At 70.4% G+C, this 15,034-nt stretch carries 15 protein-coding genes and 1 pseudogene; 6 read left to right on the forward strand and 10 right to left on the reverse strand.

Annotated features, from left to right (window positions below):
* Nucleotides 1-26: 26 nt before the first annotated feature.
* Nucleotides 27-1,304 carry a thymidine phosphorylase gene (locus QQY66_RS30740; protein WP_301983515.1) on the forward strand — a complete coding sequence of 426 codons (1,278 nt, stop codon included), beginning with the start codon at nt 27-29 and terminating at the stop codon, nt 1,302-1,304.
* Nucleotides 1,305-1,480: 176 nt separating this feature from the next.
* Here QQY66_RS30740 and QQY66_RS30745 read toward each other — a convergent pair whose 3' ends face one another.
* The gene (locus QQY66_RS30745; protein WP_301983516.1) at nt 1,481-2,404 is read right to left on the reverse strand and encodes an AEC family transporter; all 924 of its coding nucleotides are present in this window, start codon (nt 2,402-2,404) and stop codon (nt 1,481-1,483) included.
* Nucleotides 2,405-2,623: 219 nt separating this feature from the next.
* Between QQY66_RS30745 and QQY66_RS30750 the strand changes: the two genes are divergently transcribed.
* Complete coding sequence (locus QQY66_RS30750) at nt 2,624-2,968, forward strand: STAS domain-containing protein (protein ID WP_301983517.1); 345 nt, start codon at nt 2,624-2,626, stop codon at nt 2,966-2,968.
* Here the strand turns inward: QQY66_RS30750 and QQY66_RS30755 are convergent.
* Nucleotides 2,852-3,867, reverse strand: a pseudogene (locus tag QQY66_RS30755) (sigma-70 family RNA polymerase sigma factor). The gene QQY66_RS30750 and the pseudogene QQY66_RS30755 sit on opposite strands and share 117 nt — an antisense overlap.
* Before the next feature lie 414 nt (nt 3,868-4,281).
* Complete coding sequence (locus tag QQY66_RS30760) at nt 4,282-5,565, reverse strand: MFS transporter (RefSeq protein ID WP_301983518.1); 1,284 nt, start codon at nt 5,563-5,565, stop codon at nt 4,282-4,284.
* Between the two features lie 62 nt (nt 5,566-5,627).
* Between QQY66_RS30760 and QQY66_RS30765 the strand changes: the two genes are divergently transcribed.
* The gene (locus QQY66_RS30765; protein ID WP_301983519.1) at nt 5,628-6,590 is read left to right on the forward strand and encodes a LysR family transcriptional regulator; all 963 of its coding nucleotides are present in this window, start codon (nt 5,628-5,630) and stop codon (nt 6,588-6,590) included.
* A 69-nt stretch (nt 6,591-6,659) separates the two neighbouring features.
* On the opposite strand, the gene QQY66_RS30770 is transcribed toward QQY66_RS30765, so the two are convergent.
* Nucleotides 6,660-7,421, reverse strand: coding sequence for an alpha/beta hydrolase (locus QQY66_RS30770; protein ID WP_301983520.1), 762 nt, complete (start codon nt 7,419-7,421; stop codon nt 6,660-6,662).
* A gap of 113 nt (nt 7,422-7,534) precedes the next feature.
* On the opposite strand from QQY66_RS30770, the gene QQY66_RS30775 reads away from it, so the two are divergent.
* Together QQY66_RS30775 and QQY66_RS30780 are read left to right on the forward strand one after the other, a co-directional pair.
* Nucleotides 7,535-8,698 carry an adenosine deaminase gene (locus tag QQY66_RS30775; protein WP_301983521.1) on the forward strand — a complete coding sequence of 388 codons (1,164 nt, stop codon included), beginning with the start codon at nt 7,535-7,537 and terminating at the stop codon, nt 8,696-8,698.
* 156 nt (nt 8,699-8,854) lie between these two features.
* Nucleotides 8,855-9,202 carry an ATP-binding protein gene (locus tag QQY66_RS30780; protein WP_301983523.1) on the forward strand — a complete coding sequence of 116 codons (348 nt, stop codon included), beginning with the start codon at nt 8,855-8,857 and terminating at the stop codon, nt 9,200-9,202.
* 97 nt (nt 9,203-9,299) lie between these two features.
* Here the strand turns inward: QQY66_RS30780 and QQY66_RS30785 are convergent, their stop codons facing one another.
* The 5 genes from QQY66_RS30785 to afsQ1 all read right to left on the reverse strand — a co-directional run bounded on the left by QQY66_RS30785 (nt 9,300) and on the right by afsQ1 (nt 13,097).
* A complete protein-coding gene (locus QQY66_RS30785; RefSeq protein WP_301983524.1) occupies nt 9,300-9,500 on the reverse strand; it encodes a PspC domain-containing protein in 201 nt (66 codons plus the stop codon).
* Nucleotides 9,501-9,609: 109 nt separating this feature from the next.
* Complete coding sequence (locus QQY66_RS30790; RefSeq protein ID WP_301983525.1) at nt 9,610-10,161, reverse strand: VanZ family protein; 552 nt, start codon at nt 10,159-10,161, stop codon at nt 9,610-9,612.
* Between the two features lie 88 nt (nt 10,162-10,249).
* On the reverse strand, nt 10,250-10,852 hold the full coding sequence (locus tag QQY66_RS30795; RefSeq protein WP_301983526.1) for a hypothetical protein: 603 nt from the start codon (nt 10,850-10,852) through the stop codon (nt 10,250-10,252).
* The gene (locus QQY66_RS30800; RefSeq protein ID WP_301983527.1) at nt 10,852-12,423 is read right to left on the reverse strand and encodes a HAMP domain-containing sensor histidine kinase; all 1,572 of its coding nucleotides are present in this window, start codon (nt 12,421-12,423) and stop codon (nt 10,852-10,854) included. Before QQY66_RS30800 ends, QQY66_RS30795 begins: the two co-directional genes overlap by 1 nt.
* Nucleotides 12,420-13,097: a two-component system response regulator AfsQ1 gene (afsQ1, locus tag QQY66_RS30805; protein ID WP_055611283.1), complete on the reverse strand. Its 678-nt coding sequence runs from the start codon at nt 13,095-13,097 to the stop codon at nt 12,420-12,422. Before afsQ1 ends, QQY66_RS30800 begins: the two co-directional genes overlap by 4 nt.
* Nucleotides 13,098-13,338: 241 nt before the next feature.
* On the opposite strand from afsQ1, the gene QQY66_RS30810 reads away from it, so the two are divergent.
* Complete coding sequence (locus tag QQY66_RS30810; RefSeq protein ID WP_301983528.1) at nt 13,339-14,076, forward strand: SigE family RNA polymerase sigma factor; 738 nt, start codon at nt 13,339-13,341, stop codon at nt 14,074-14,076.
* A 313-nt stretch (nt 14,077-14,389) separates the two neighbouring features.
* Here the strand turns inward: QQY66_RS30810 and QQY66_RS30815 are convergent, their stop codons facing one another.
* Nucleotides 14,390-15,025, reverse strand: a complete 636-nt coding sequence (locus QQY66_RS30815) for a uridine kinase (protein WP_301983529.1) — start codon at nt 15,023-15,025, stop codon at nt 14,390-14,392.
* Nucleotides 15,026-15,034 lie beyond the last annotated feature (9 nt).

Here is a 15,034-nt window from a genome sequence, read left to right on the forward strand (position 1 = left end):
TTTCTTGATCTTTCGGAAGGAACGCCATGGACGTCATCTCCGTGATCCGCGCCAAGCGGGATCGCGGTGAACTCAGCGACGCACAGATCGACTGGGTCATCGACGCGTACACCCGTGGGGAGGTCGCCGACGAGCAGATGTCCGCGCTCGCCATGGCAATCCTGCTCAACGGCATGAACCGGCGTGAGATCGCCCGCTGGACGGCCGCGATGATCGCCTCCGGCGAGCGCATGGACTTCTCGGCCCTGTCCCGTCCGACGGCCGACAAGCACTCGACGGGTGGGGTGGGTGACAAGATCACGCTGCCGCTGGCTCCGCTGGTGGCGGCGTGCGGTGCGGCCGTTCCCCAGCTGTCGGGGCGGGGGCTCGGCCACACAGGTGGCACGCTCGACAAGCTGGAGTCGATTCCCGGCTGGCGGGCCCTGCTCTCGAACGAGGAGATGCTGTCCGTACTTGACGGTGTCGGCGCGGTGATCTGCGCGGCGGGCGACGGTCTGGCACCCGCGGACAAGAAGCTGTACGCCCTGCGCGACGTGACCGGCACGGTCGAGGCCATCCCGCTGATCGCCTCCTCGATCATGTCGAAGAAGATCGCGGAAGGGACCGGCTCTCTGGTCCTGGACGTGAAGGTGGGCACCGGCGCCTTTATGAAGACCATCGAGGATGCGAGGGAACTGGCCTCGACGATGGTGGGCCTCGGGACCGATCACGGTGTGAAGACGGTGGCGCTTCTGACGGACATGTCGACCCCGCTGGGGCTCACGGCCGGTAACGCCCTCGAGGTCCGCGAGTCGGTGGAGGTCCTGGCGGGCGGTGGGCCTGAGGACGTGGTGGAGCTGACTCTGGCCCTGGCCCGCGAAATGCTGGACGCGGCGGGCATTCGCGACGCCGACCCGGCGAAGGCCCTGGCCGACGGTTCCGCGATGGACGTCTGGCGCCGCATGATCGCGGCCCAGGGCGGCGACCCGGACGCGGAGCTGCCCACGTCGAAGGAGCAGCACGTGATCAAGGCTCCGTCCTCGGGCGTCCTGACCCGCCTCGACGCCTACGACATCGGCGTCGCCGCCTGGCGGCTCGGAGCGGGCCGTGCCCGCAAGGAGGACCCGGTCCAGGCGGGCGCGGGCGTGGAACTGCACGCGAAGCCGGGGGACACGGTGACCGAGGGCCAGCCCCTGCTGACGCTCCACACGGACACGCCGGAGCGGTTCGCGTACGCCCTGGAGGCGGTGGAGGGGGCGTTCGACATCGGGGCGGCGGGGGCCGACTTCACGGCGTCGCCGGTGGTGCTGGAGCGTATCGCCTGACGCACCTGAGCGCTCCGCTGGAAGTGCGGTGACGGGCCGTCGATCGTCTGCGGCACCATCGTGGCTGGTCGCGCAGTTCCCCGCGCCCCTTCGGGCGCTGCACGAACCGCAGCGGACTTCGCCAGGCCTAAAGGGGCCGGAACCTTCGGGCTCCGGCCTCTTTCGCCTGCTTGCCCTCAGCCGAGCAGGGCCGCGACGGCCACCAGAACCGGCACCGAGAGCACCGTCGACAGCAGGATCGAGTCGCGCGCGAGCCGCTCGCCCACGCGGTATCTCGACGCGTAGGTGAAGAGGTTCTGTGCGGCGGGCAGCGCCGACGTGACCACCACGTCGAGGAGTTGGGCGCCGTGCAGGCCGAAGGCACCGGACGCGAGTGCCCAGGCCGCCGCGGGCTGGCCCACCGACTTCAAGGCCACCGACAGCAGGACCAACTGCCGGTCCGGGCCCCGGCCGGGCATCGTGCTGCCGCACAGGGAGATGCCGAAGGCGAGCAGGACGGCGGGGACCGACATGTTGCCGATCAGGGTGACGGGGTCCATGACGGCGGTCGGGACGCGGAGGCCGGTCGCCGAGACCGCGACGCCGGCCAGTGAGCCCAGGGCGATCGGATTGCGCAGCGGCGTCAGGAGCCTGAGCCACAGCGGCTCCTTGCCGTCCCGGGCGGTCGAGAGGTCCAGGACCGTCAGCGCGACCGGCGTCAGCAACAGGAGCTGGAACAGCAGCACCGGCGCCACCAGCGAGGCGTCGCCCAGGACGTACACCGCGATCGGGATGCCGAGGTTGCCCGAGTTGACGTAGCTGGAGCACAGCGCGCCGATCGTCGTACGCCCCAGGCCCCAGCCGCGTACGGCACCCACCGCGATGAAGACGCCCGCCGCCGCTGCCGTGCTCAGCGCGGTCACCAGCAGGCGGCTGGAGAAGATCACCGACAGATCGGCGTGCGCGAGGGTGGTGAACAGCAACGCCGGGGACGCCACGTGGAAGGCCAGCTTGGTCAGTACCTCGCGGCCGTGTTCGCCGAGGTGGCCGCGGCGGCCGAGCACATAGCCCACCGCGATGACGACCGCGATGACCGCGAAGCCCGTCAGCACCCCCTGCACAACGCCTCCTCAGCGGTGAGGAAGCCGTGGGGTATCGCCGGAGGTGCTGATTCATGGGGCATGCACCCAACCCTCCGGGGAAGGCAGGACGCAGGTCAATGTGATCCTTCGCGGGCCGCGCGCGGGTGTACGGCAGCCTGCGGTGTGGGTGTACGGCACGTTGAGCGCGGCGCCCCGATGAGTTACGCCCGCCCGCCCGGTCTACCGCTCGTGGACGCCATGACACCCGCAGTACTCGTGCTGACCGGCCCCGTCACCAGGGACGAGGTGACAGGGCTGTGTGACGACGTGCGGGCGCTGCTGGAGGCGACGGGTGCGGAAGCCGTGGTGTGCGACGTCGGCGGGCTCGGACCGCCGGGGCTCGGCACCATCGACCTGCTGGCACGGCTGGAACTCGCCGCCCGGCGGGCCGGAGGCCGGATCCGGCTCCGCGATCCGGCCCCTGCCCTACACGCCCTCCTCGACCTGGTCGGCCTCCGCTTCGAGATGGAGGGGGAGCCCGAACAGCGGGAACCAGCGTTCGGTGTCCAGGAAGCAGTGGAACCCGGTGATCCGGCCGTCTGATATCTCCAGGACCTGCACCGCCCACGGGGTGAAGCCGCCCTTCTCCAGGTCCGGCTTGTACTGGGCGAAGCCCGGCAGGCCGTTGACCTGGACCGGCGTCAGATGCGAGCCGGCGCACGGGGCGCCGAGTGTCGTCATGAAGCCGGTGATGTCCTTGACGCCGGTCAGCCACAGGTCGAACGGCGGCATCGTCATGATCGCGTCCTCGTGCAGCAACGCCGTCAGGGCCGTCATGTCATAGCCCTCGAACGCCGCGACATAGCGCTCCAGGAGCTTCTGCTGCTCCTCGTCCAGCGGGTCGGAGACGGTGGCATCCGCACCCGTCTGCTCCCGCTCCGCGAGCGTGGCGCGCGCCCGCTGCAGCGCGCTGTTGACCGACGCGACCGTCGTGCCGAGCAGTTCGGCGACCTCGCTCGCCTTCCAGGCCAGGACCTCGCGCAGGATCAGCACCGCGCGCTGCTTGGGCGGGAGTTGCTGGAGGGCGGCCATGAACGCGAGCCGCACGGACTCCTTGGCGACGGCTGCCTCCGCAGGGTCGGCGGTGGTGGGGAGCACGCGGGCGTCCGGCATCGGCTCCAGCCAGGTGTTGTCCGGGCGGGGGAGAGGGCGGCCTGGGCGAGGGGGGTGGAGTCGGTGAGATCCATCGGCCGGGCGCGTTTGTTGCCTGCCGTGAGCATGTCCAGGCAGACGTTCGTCGCGATTCTGTAGAGCCAGGAGCGGAGGCTGGAGCGGCCTTCGAACCTGTCGTAGCTGCGCCAGGCTCGGACGAGGGTGTCCTGCACCGCGTCCTCCGCCTCGAAGCTCGAGCCGAGCATGCGGTAGCAGTAGCCGGTCAGCTCGACCCGGTGTGCTTCGAGCTTGGTGTCCAGGTCTGTTGTCGTTGCCGTGCTGTCGGTCATCGATCGTCCACCCACCCCTGTGGCCATTCCTGTGTCGTCCGCCTCATTGCGTCCAGCACTTCGGAAGCTACCGCAGCGCACTGACAACGGCTCGCTGTCCCGGGAAAAGGGCAGGTCACTGGGGATGCATCCGCAAAGCGCTCAGCGACGGCACCGTCTGCCGCCGACTGAGCGTCTTCGGGACCCCTGAGCTACCGCAGGGGAGTCAACTGCCGACGGCGCACGCTGTCCGGCTTGCACAGCGCTCGCCACTGGATGCGACGCCACGCTTGCGTCCAACCGCCACGATGGGCAGTAGGGGCGATCGACTGCGCCCCGCGCCTACGCGGTCAAGCGCCGCCATGCAACCGGGTCCACCGGCGTAGCCGGATCTGTGCCTTCAAGCGACTCCCACGTGGGAGCGCCAACTTAGCGCTACTGAACGGAGTTTGCCAAACGCGTTGCATGACAGCGCGCTGCCCGCGAGCCTGCCACCGTGATCCCCACAACCCCCAGCACCGCCAGGAGCCCAACCCCTACCGTTCCGGCCCAGCCCCCCGCGTGGAAGGCGACCGCTCCGGCCGTGCTGCCCGCGCTGGAGCCGACGTAGTACGCCGACTGGTACAGCGCCGAAGCCTGGGCACGGCCTGTCGTCGCCGTCTTGCTGACCGCCGAGGACGCCACCGCGTGGCCCGCGAAGAAGCCTGCCGTGATGAGGATCAGGCCGAGCAGGACCAGGGGGAGCGAGTCCGCGATGGACAACAGGAGGCCCGTCGCCGTCGTGCCGCCGGCCAGGTACAGCGCACCCCTGCGGCCCAGGCGGCCCACCAGGCGCCCGGCCGTGGACGCCGACACCGTGCCGACCAGGTAGACCAGGAAGATGGAGCCGACGATGCCCTGCGGGAGGCTGAACGGTTCCTCGGTCAGGCGGTAGCCGATCACCGTGTACACGCCGCCGAAGACGGTCATGAACAGCGCGCCGATCGCGTACAGGCGGCACAGCAGCGGGTTGGCGAGGTGCTCGCGGACCGTGCGGGCCAGCACGCGGGGCCGCAGCGAGCCCGGCTTGAAGTGCTTCGGGGAGGGGAGCAGCAGGCGGAACGCCACCGCGCAGGCCACGGCGATCGCGCCGATCACGCCCACCGCGACCCGCCAGCCCCACTCCTGCGCGACCCACCCGGTGATGACCCGGCCGCTCATCCCGCCGACGCTGTTGCCCGCGACGAACAGGCCGATGGCGGTCACCAGCGCCTTGGGCCGGACCTCCTCCGCCAGATACGCCGTCGCGGAGGCCGGAAGCCCTGCCAGCGCCGCGCCCTGCAACGCCCGCAGCGCGACCAGCGCGGGCAGCGAGGGCGCGAACGGGACCAGCATCCCGACCGTCACCGCCACCACCAGCGACGCCGTCATCACCGTACGACGGCCATAACGCTCCGACAGCGCGCTCATCGGGAGGACGAACAGCGCCAGACCGCCCGTGGCCGCCGCCACCGTCCAGCTCGCGTCACTCGCCGTCACGCCGAACTCGCCGGAGATCAGGGGGAGGAGGGCCTGGGTGGAGTACAGCAGCGCGAAGGTCGCCACGCCCGCGAGGAACAGGGCGAAGCTCATCCGGCGGTAGCCGGGGCCGCCCGGAGCCATGCGGGAGTCGGAGGAGACGGTGGGAACAACGGAGTCGGCGCCCACGGTGGTGGACGCCTCGGTACTGGCAGCAGGCATGCTCCGAAGGTAAAGAGCCCGCACTCATCCGTCCAATGCATGGAATCGGCATAATCGTTCCCATGGTGCATCAGCAGAGGTCACAGGCGCGCCTGTCACCGTCCAGTGACACAGAAGACATGACAGCCATGACGATGTTGCTCGCTCCCCGCCTCGCCTACTTCGCCGGCGTCGCGCGCACCGAGCATGTGACCCGGGCCGCGCAGGAGATGAACGTCCCGCAGTCCACCCTCTCCCGTGCCATGGTCCGCCTCGAACAGGACCTGGGCGTCGACCTGTTCGCCCGCCGCGGCCGTACGGTGTCCCTGACCCCCGCCGGACGCACCTTCCTCACCTCCGTCGAGCGCGCCCTCGCCGAGATCGAGCGCGCCGCCGACGAGGTGCGCGCCGACGCCGATCCGGCCGCGGGCAAGGTCGCGTTCGGGTTCCTGCACACCATGGGATGGGAGACCGTCCCCGGCCTCATCAGCGCCTTCCGCGCCGACCATCCGCGCGTCCGGTTCAGCCTCGTCCAGAACTACGGCGAGGCGATGATCGAGCGGCTGCGCGCGGGAGAGCTGGACCTCTGTCTCACCTCACCCGTCCCCGACGCCCCCGACCTCGTCGCCCGCCGCCTCGACGAGCAGAAGCTCCGCCTCGTCGTCCCCGCCGACCACCGACTCGCCACCCGCAAACGCATCCGCCTCGCCGAGGCCGCCGACGAAACCTTCGTGACCCTCGAACCCGGCTACGGACTCCGCCGCATCACCGACGACCTCTGCAAGGAGGCCGGATTCAAGCCCCGCATCGCCTTCGAGGGAGAGGAGGCGGAGACCTTGCGGGGCCTGGTCGCGGCCGGGCTGGGGGTGGCACTCCTGCCGCCGCCGGCGGTGCCGCGCCCGGGCGTCGTCGAACTGACGGTCACAGCACCAAGAGCGGCACGAGAAATCGGCGTCGCGTGGCTCGACGGCCACCCGGACACACCCCCGGTGGCAGCCTTCAAGAAGTTCTTGCTGTCGAAAAGGGGCAATCTGCTGCCGACTTAGGGGCGCGGGGAACTGCGCGACCAGCCCTCCACAACCCGCAGCCCGAAGACCACCTGCATCCCCACGGCGCTACCGCCTCAAAGACCGCCCGAACCCTGCAGCCAACGGCATCCGCAACCCCAGCGGCGGCGGAGCAGCAAACGCATCCTCCACCGGCCGCGAGAACGCCCGCCCGAACAACGCCCCCATGACGAAGTCCTCCGCAAGAGACAGGACTTCATCGCGATGCTGCTGCAAGCCATGACGGTCGGAGTGGACCTCGAAACGGCACACGTTCCGGTTGGACTTCTTCGCACGCTCCGCGAGCCGGAACGACAGCTCCGGGTCGGTGCGCTCGTCGTTCGTGCCGTGCACGATCATCACCCGCCGCCCGGCGAGCTGCTTCACCGGTTCGGGCGGCGCGGCCACGTCCTCCTCCGGCAGCCAAGGGGCGAGCGCCAGCACGGAGTTGACCGCGTCGTGCCCGCCCGCGCGCAGGGCCGCCCGGCCGCCCATGTCGATGCCGGCGAGGCAGACGGGGACGTCGCCATAGCGTCGTACGACCTCGCTGGCCGCCCAGGACGCGTCGCGGGCGAGATGTGCCTCGCTGCCGTTCCAGCCGCGGTAGCGGTAGTGCACGACGTGTGTCACCAGCCCCTCGTCGCGGCCCGCGCGCGCCAGACGGCGGCCCAACGCCCGTACGGACGCGGCTGCCAGCATCGGGGAGGGCCGGCGGCCGGAGACCTCGTCGCCGCCGGGGAGCAGCAGCACCGCCCCGCTGACCGCCCTCGGCTCCGGGCCGAGCGTCCTCCCCAGCCGGGCCGTGCGAACCGGCGTCGCTTGCTGTGCCATGACAGAACAGTGTCAGAAGAGAGGGTGTACGCGACCCTGCCGCACGGTCACCGTTGCGTATCGACGGATTCGCGCGACGCGCGATCTACGCGCGTAGGAGTTAGGGTGCGAAAATGACGAGCCAGACTGCCCCGATGGGAAACACACCGAGCTCGGACCAGATCCGCCGGGCACCCAAGGTTCTGCTGCACGACCACCTCGACGGCGGGCTGCGCCCCGGCACGATCGTCGACCTCGCCCGCGCTTCGGGCTACTCCCAGCTCCCCGAGACCGACGCCGACCAGCTCGGCGTCTGGTTCCGGGAATCCGCCGACTCCGGTTCCCTGGAGCGGTACTTGGAGACGTTCTCCCACACCGTCGGCGTCATGCAGACCCGTGAGGCGCTCGTCCGGGTCGCCGCCGAGTGCGCCGAGGACCTTGCCGAGGACGGCGTCGTGTACGCGGAGGTGCGGTACGCGCCCGAGCAGCACCTCGAAGGCGGGCTCACCCTCGAAGAGGTCGTCGAGGCCGTCAACGAGGGCTTCCGGGAAGGCGAGCGGATCGCCCGCGTGAACGGCCACCGCATCCGCGTCGGCGCCCTGCTCACCGCCATGCGGCACGCCGCCCGCGCCCTGGAGATCGCCGAACTCGCCAACCGCTACCGCGACTTGGGCGTTGTCGGCTTCGACATCGCGGGCGCAGAGGCCGGCTACCCGCCCACCCGGCACCTCGACGCCTTCGAGTACCTCAAGCGCGAGAACAACCACTTCACCATCCACGCCGGCGAGGCCTTCGGGCTGCCGTCCATCTGGCAGGCCCTCCAGTGGTGCGGCGCCGACCGGCTCGGGCACGGGGTGCGCATCATCGACGACATCCAGGTGCACGCCGACGGCTCGGTGAAGCTCGGGCGGCTCGCCTCGTACGTACGGGACAAGCGCATCCCGCTGGAGCTGTGCCCCAGCTCCAACCTGCAGACCGGCGCGGCGGCCTCGTACGCCGAGCACCCGATCGGGCTGCTGCGGCGGCTGCATTTCCGGGCCACCGTGAACACCGACAATAGGCTGATGTCCCACACCAGCATGAGTCGGGAATTCGAGCACCTAGTCGAGGCATTCGGGTACACCCTCGACGACATGCAATGGTTCTCGGTCAATGCTATGAAGTCAGCATTCATTCCTTTCGATGAACGACTGGCGATGATCAATGACGTCATCAAGCCGGGATACGCCGAGCTGAAATCCGAATGGCTGTTCCGCGAGAACGCCTCCACCAGCGGTTCTACGGCATCCGAGGGCTGATCGGGGACTGATCTTGGGCTACTCCGGGGCGTCAGCGCACACGAAATTCTGACGGCATTCACAACGCGCCCGCATTTCGGTATTTGCGGTGGATGGCGGGGAATGTTTACGGTTGTGAACATATCCCCGTCGGCCCTATTCAAGGACGCATTCACGATGAAGCAGTCTGCTGCCAAGACCCTCGGTGTCGCCGCGCTCGGTGCCGCCTTCGCCGCAGCCGGAACCGGCGCCGCGCACGCCGCCCCGGCCGTCGTCCCGGACACCGGGTCGGTGGTGAACACCGCCAAGATGGTCACCACGGCGCTGCCGGCGGAGGACGTCTCCAAGGCGCTGCCGGCCGGCGAGAAGGAGCGCGCCGTCGAGGGGCCGTACGTGCTCACCCCGGTCACCGGCCCCACCCTCGCCGGGTGGGCCCTGGCCCAGGGCCTCACCGCCCCGGCCTCCCTGCTGCTCGGCGGGATGCCGGTGCAGGCCGTGCCGGTGCAGGCGGTGCCGGTCCGCTGAGCAACGCCCTCTAAGCGCGCCGATGGGGCGCACCCCGAGTCACGGGGTGCGCCCCATCGGCGTTGATGCGCAAGGTGCTTACCGGTACGCAAGGCACTTACCAGGATGCGCGCGCCTTCTCCTCCGAGGGCAGGAAGATCCACAGCGCGATGTAGAGCAGGAACTGCGGGCCCGGCAGCAGACAGGACAGCACGAAGATCACGCGCATCGTGGTCGCGGAGGTGCCGAAGCGCCGTGCCAGCGCAGCGCACACTCCGCCGATCATGCGGCCGTTGGTGGGGCGGGCAAGGGCGGTCATCGCGGCTCCTTCGTGTTGTTTTGGCTCGCGGTGCGTCGGTGCGAGGCTCCCTCTGTGGTGGCCTCATCTGTCTTCAACGCTACGGCGACGAAGGGGGCAAAGCGTCGCTCTACGGTGCGATCCCGACCCTGGGAATCGTCGGGGTGCGACCCTGAGCCGGCTCCTCCTGGCGGACGGTCGTACGCCGCTTGCGCTCGGTCCTGCGGCGGAGCGCCAAGCGGCCCGCCGGGACCAGTGCCAGATGCGCGAGGGCCACGCCCACCGTGTTCAGCAGGAGCGAGTCGACGTCGACGACCTGGCCGGGCACGCCGGTCTGCAGGAGTTCGATGCCGAGCGAGATCAGGGCGCCCGCGGTGATCGTACGGACCAGGGAGCCGAGCGGGGAGGCGAGGAGTCTGCCGTGGGCCAGCGGGAGCAGCACGCCCAGCGGCGCGAGGAGTGCGAGCCCCTCGCCGATGCGCCGGGCCGCCTCCGGCCAGCCCAGTGCCAGATCGGCCCGGATACCGGCGAACGGACGCAGATTGGCGGGCATCACCCAGGGGACGTCCAGCGGACGCAGCGTGAGCCAGGCGACGAGCGCGAGGTGTGCGGCGAGGAGGACACCCCCTGCCACACGGATGCGAATCGCGGCGCCGCCGCCGATGGAGCCTTCACGCTGCACGCTCCCCTAGACGCGGCCCTCGGCACGATCGGTTCCGCAATGTCGACACACAGGGTTTGAGGCCTGCACCACAGTGCTCGAACCGAGGTCAGCCGCCCGTGACCCCCGTCGACGGCGGCGCCTGTGTGCCTGGCCTGGAGCGGACCTCGTCGGTGCACTCGTAGCGCTGCACGGGCTCGGTGTCCGGGCCGGCGAGGATGACCGAGCCGTCGCCCTCGGCCGCGGCCGAGTCGGAGAGGGTGCAGACGATCTGGGCGAGGGCGTAGGAGGTGAGGTCCTCGGGCGGGGTGCTCAGCCGCAGCGTGTCCTCGGGGTCGCCGGGGCGCGGGCCGCCGACGGTCATGCCGCCGCGTACGTCCGTGGTGTACCCGGCCTCCTTCTCGGCCGCCGACGGAGTCTGAGCCAGCTCGTCGAGGAGCCCCTGCGCCACCAGCACGCGCCGCTCGGAGTCCACGGCACCGTCGGGCACCCGTACGGTCCGGTCGACGGCCACCAGCGACGACCGGCACAGCAGGAAGACCTGGACCGGCAGCCCGCGCGCGGCCTGCGGCGAGACGTCCTGCTCGGTCAGCGAGCACTGCACGCGCGAAGGCGCGGGCCCGAAGTCCGTCGGCACCTCGGTGGCCCGGATCCCGCACCCGGCCAGCAGCACGGCGAGCACGGGAACGGCCGCCCATCGGCGTACGGTCATCAGGCCTCCCCCTCCGCGCGCTTGCCGTTCTTCTCGTCGGTCTCCTGCGCCGTCAGCTCCGACGCGTCCCGCGGCAGCGACAGCGTGAACACCGCACCGCCCTCGGGGGAGTTGGCGGCGGTGATCTCGCCGCCGTGGATGTGCGCGCTCTCCATGGCGATGGACAGGCCGAGCCCGCTGCCCTCGGAGCGCGGCCGGGAGGCACTCGCCTTGTAGAAGCGGTCGAAGACGTGCGGCAGGACGTCCTCGGGGATGCCGGGCCCGTGGTCGCGCACCTCGATGACGACGTCCTCGACGGCCTCACGCACCGACACCCGCACCGGCGACCCGCCGTGCTTGAGCGCGTTGCCGATGAGGTTCGCCATGATCACGTCCAGACGGCGCGGGTCGAGCCGGGCGTGGATGCCGCGCTCGGCGTTCAGCTCCACCGCGTCCAGCCAGGCCCGTGCGTCGATGCAGGCGGTGATCTGGTCGGCGATGTCGACGTCGTCCAGGACGAGCCGCGCGGTGCCCGCGTCGAAGCGGGTGACCTCCATCAGATTCTCGACCAGGTCGTTCAGCCGCCGGGTCTCGCTGACGACGAGCCGTACGGCGGGCTCGATCATCGGGTCCATCGACCCGGACTCCGCCTCCAACTCCTCCTCCAGGATCTCCGTCACGGCGGTGATCGCGGTGAGCGGCGTACGGAGTTCATGGCTCATGTCCGCGACGAACCGCCGGGACGCATCCTCCCGTGCGGCCATGTCGGCGACCCGCTTCTCCAGCGCCTCGGCCGCGTCGTTGAACGTCCTTGACAGATCGGCCAGTTCATCGGTCCCGGACACCCTCAGCCGGGTGTCCAGCTTGCCCTCGCCGAGCCGCCGGGCGGCGACCCCGAGCCGGTGCACGGGCTTGAGTACGGTCGTGGCGGCGGCCTGCGCGAGCAGCGCGGAGCCGATCAGCGCCAGGCCCGTGGCGATCCCCAGCGACCAGGCAAGGGAGTTGAGGTCCTTCGCCTCCGGCTCCAGCGACTTGAGCATGTAGCCGGTCGGCCCGCCGCCGATCACCTTCGTGCCGGCCACCAGATAAGGGGTGCCGTCCTCGACGGTGCGCTGCCAGTACAGGTGGTACGCGGACTTGTTGTTCGCATTGACGTCCTGCTCCTTGTTCACCGCCGTACGCAGCGACTTGGGCACGTCCTTCAGCGCGAAGCCGTCCAGGGCGCCGGAGTTGCCGTACACCGTCCGGCCGCTGTCGTCCTGGGCGACGAGCAGCACGCTGAAGCGCTGGCCGCTGTTCGCCATCTGGCCCGCGGTGTGCTGCAGTTCGTCCTGGGTGGGGTGTTCGGGCAGGGCGCCCGCGCGGTTCTGCATCTCCTGCTGGAAGTCGGCCAGCACCGCGTCCTGGGTGCGGGTGAGCACGGCCTCGCGGTTGAGCCAGTACGCGATCGCGGACGCGGACACCGCGGCGGTCAGCGCCACCAGCCCGAAGACGACGACCAGCCGGAGCCGCAGACTGGTGAAGCGCAGCCGAGCCACCTGTCGCGCGCGTGCCGCGGCCCAGCCGCGGAAGCCTCCTTGCGCTGGTGTCACTGAGGACTGTCCAGCCGGTAGCCGACGCCGCGCACCGTCCGGATCAGCGTCGGGGACGACGGCACGTCCTCCACCTTCGCCCGCAGCCGCTGCACACAGGCGTCCACCAGCCGTGAGTCACCGAGATAGTCGTGCTCCCACACCAGCCGCAGCAGCTGCTGCCGGGACAGCGCCTGACCGGGCCGGCGGCTCAGCTCAAGCAGCAGCCGCAGCTCGGTCGGCGTGAGCTGAAGATCCTCGCCGTTCTTCGTCACGGTCATCGCCGCCCGGTCGATCACCAGGCTGCCGAAGGTCGCCGCATCGTTCGCCTCCCGCTCCCCGCGCCGCAGCACCGCCCGGATCCGGGCGTCGAGCACCCGTCCCTGCACCGGCTTGACGACATAGTCATCGGCACCGGACTCGAGACCGACCACCACATCGATGTCGTCGCTCCGAGCCGTCAGCAGAATGATCGGCAGCTGGTCCGTGCGCCGGATGCGCCGGCACACCTCGAAGCCGTCGATGCCGGGCAGCATCACGTCCAGCACGATCAGGTCCGGCCGCTGCTCGCGCAAGAGCTTGAGACCGTCCTCACCGGTGGCAGCGGTGGCAACCCGATGTCCCTGGCGCGTCAGTGACAGCTCCAGGGCCGTACGGATGGCGTCGTCGTCCTCGATCAGCAACAGGGAAGGCACGGGCTCATTCTGGCCCATGCGGGGCTGGGGTTTCGACACTTGTACGGCTCCGTGCACGTAGCGCTGTTTTCCGTGATCGGACTGTGAGGTGCCTGGGACAGACCCCTGTGACAGGTCTGTGACAGTCGACGGACACGGCCATGAAGTCGGCTCGGCAAGCTTTTGGGCACAGGCAAGGAAGCGAGGCCGAACCGGGCCGAGCGAGACCGAACACCGGGAAGTCCACGACGGGGGGCGCGAGATGAACACGCTGCACAGCACGAGCGCAAGCGCAGTTGTCACGCGTCTGCACGACGTCACCCGGGGTTCCGAGAAGTCCGGTGCCGCAAGCGGGCGGGGGTGCGCTCGCGGCACCGGGCGTCAGCATGCCGCGTACATGACGGTGGTTGACGGTTTCACGGGGGAACCGCACGGGGGAGCCGCGTACAGGGAGGACACGGGGGAGCGCCGCTCGCTGTCGGAGGCGGAGTTCACCGCCTACGTCCAGGAGCGCCGCGCCTCCCTGTACGCCACCGCCTACCACCTCACCGGCGACCGCTTCGAGGCCGAGGACCTGCTCCAGAGCGCGCTGTTCTCGACCTACCGGGCGTGGGACCGGATCAGTGACAAGGCGGCCGTCGGGGGATACCTGCGGCGGACGATGACCAACCTGCACATCAGCGCCTGGCGGCGCCGCAAGCTGAACGAATACCCGACCGAGGAACTGCCGGAGACGCCCGGCGACACGGACGCGATGCGCGGCACCGAGCTGCGCGCGGTCCTGTGGCAGGCGCTGGCCCGGCTGCCCGAACTCCAGCGGACGATGTTGGTCCTCCGTTACTACGAGGGCCGCACCGACCCGGAGATCGCGGAGATCCTCGACATCAGTGTCGGCACGGTGAAGTCCAGCATCTGGCGCTCCCTGCGCCGGCTGCGCGAGGACGAGGTCCTCAGCTTCGGCCGTGACGAGGAGGAGTCCTTCGGGGAGCTTGTCGCCTGAAGGTCTGGGGGGAAGTAGGTAACGGGGGAGCACGGGGAAAGTACGGGGGAGCGGTTCCGGGGGAACCAACGGGGTCACGGGGGACCACGGGGGAAGCACCACGGGGATCACGGGGGAGCACGAAAGGAGCGGGACTGGAGGGCCGGGGGGTCCGTCCAGTCCCGCTTTCGTGTGTGCGGTACGACGCCTAAGCGCTCCGCGGGAAGTGCCGCGACAGTCCAGCGTTCGTCTGCGGGTCCGTCGTGGCTGGTCGCGCAGTTCCCCGCGCCCCTTTGGGGCGCTGCCGAACCGCAGTCGACTTCGCCAAGGCCGCTTAGACGGCCGTACGTGCCTTCGCGTACCGCCCGGCCGCCGCGTCCGCGAGCCGCCCCATCGCCTCGTCGCGGTCGCAGGCGTGTGCGCCCAGCGCGGTCTGCCGGGCCACGATGGACCGCTCGGCGCGCATCAGCCGCCAGCCCCGCCGCAGCAGGAACGGCACGGACTTGCGCCCCTCCTTCAGGTCCCGCAGGAAACGGCGCCGGAAGGTCCTGACCGGTCCGCGGCTCAGGCACAGCGCGTCGGCCAGGACGCCGAGCTCACGGCAGCGCGTGACGATCTCGGCGGCGAAGATGCCCTCCGCGATGAACAGCGGGGTGCGCCCGATGCCGACGGTCTCCGCGCCGGTGCGGGCGCTGCGGGAGATGTCGTACAGCGGGACGTCCGTACGACCCGTGCGGCACAGCTCCGCGATGGCGGCGACGGCGGCGTCCGCGTCCCAGGAGTCGGGGTGGTCCCAGTCGATGTCGGAGCTCCCGAGGACCTGCGGCAGCGTCGGGTCGTCACCCTCCTTGTAGAAGTCGTCGAGCCGCAGCACCGGAAGGCCGGAGCGGGCGGCGAGCAGGGACTTGCCGGAGCCGGAGGGGCCGCAGAGCAGCACGACTCGCGTGGGTATGGGTGGGTGGGAGCTCACGGGAGACCA

The organism is Streptomyces sp. DG2A-72, from assembly GCF_030499575.1.
Classification (GTDB): domain Bacteria; phylum Actinomycetota; class Actinomycetes; order Streptomycetales; family Streptomycetaceae; genus Streptomyces.

Bases quoted from the DNA above. Each gene is read 5' to 3' on its own strand.
- QQY66_RS30740 (WP_301983515.1), top strand. From the start codon at position 27: ATGGACGTCATCTCCGTGATCCGCGCCAAGCGGGATCGCGGTGAACTC.
- QQY66_RS30750 (WP_301983517.1), top strand. From the start codon at position 2,624: ATGACACCCGCAGTACTCGTGCTGACCGGCCCCGTCACCAGGGACGAG.
- QQY66_RS30760 (WP_301983518.1), bottom strand. From the start codon at position 5,565: ATGCCTGCTGCCAGTACCGAGGCGTCCACCACCGTGGGCGCCGACTCC.
- QQY66_RS30765 (WP_301983519.1), top strand. From the start codon at position 5,628: ATGGTGCATCAGCAGAGGTCACAGGCGCGCCTGTCACCGTCCAGTGAC.
- QQY66_RS30770 (WP_301983520.1), bottom strand. From the start codon at position 7,421: ATGGCACAGCAAGCGACGCCGGTTCGCACGGCCCGGCTGGGGAGGACG.
- QQY66_RS30775 (WP_301983521.1), top strand. From the start codon at position 7,535: ATGACGAGCCAGACTGCCCCGATGGGAAACACACCGAGCTCGGACCAG.
- QQY66_RS30780 (WP_301983523.1), top strand. From the start codon at position 8,855: ATGAAGCAGTCTGCTGCCAAGACCCTCGGTGTCGCCGCGCTCGGTGCC.
- QQY66_RS30785 (WP_301983524.1), bottom strand. From the start codon at position 9,500: ATGACCGCCCTTGCCCGCCCCACCAACGGCCGCATGATCGGCGGAGTG.
- QQY66_RS30795 (WP_301983526.1), bottom strand. From the start codon at position 10,852: ATGACCGTACGCCGATGGGCGGCCGTTCCCGTGCTCGCCGTGCTGCTG.
- QQY66_RS30810 (WP_301983528.1), top strand. From the start codon at position 13,339: ATGAACACGCTGCACAGCACGAGCGCAAGCGCAGTTGTCACGCGTCTG.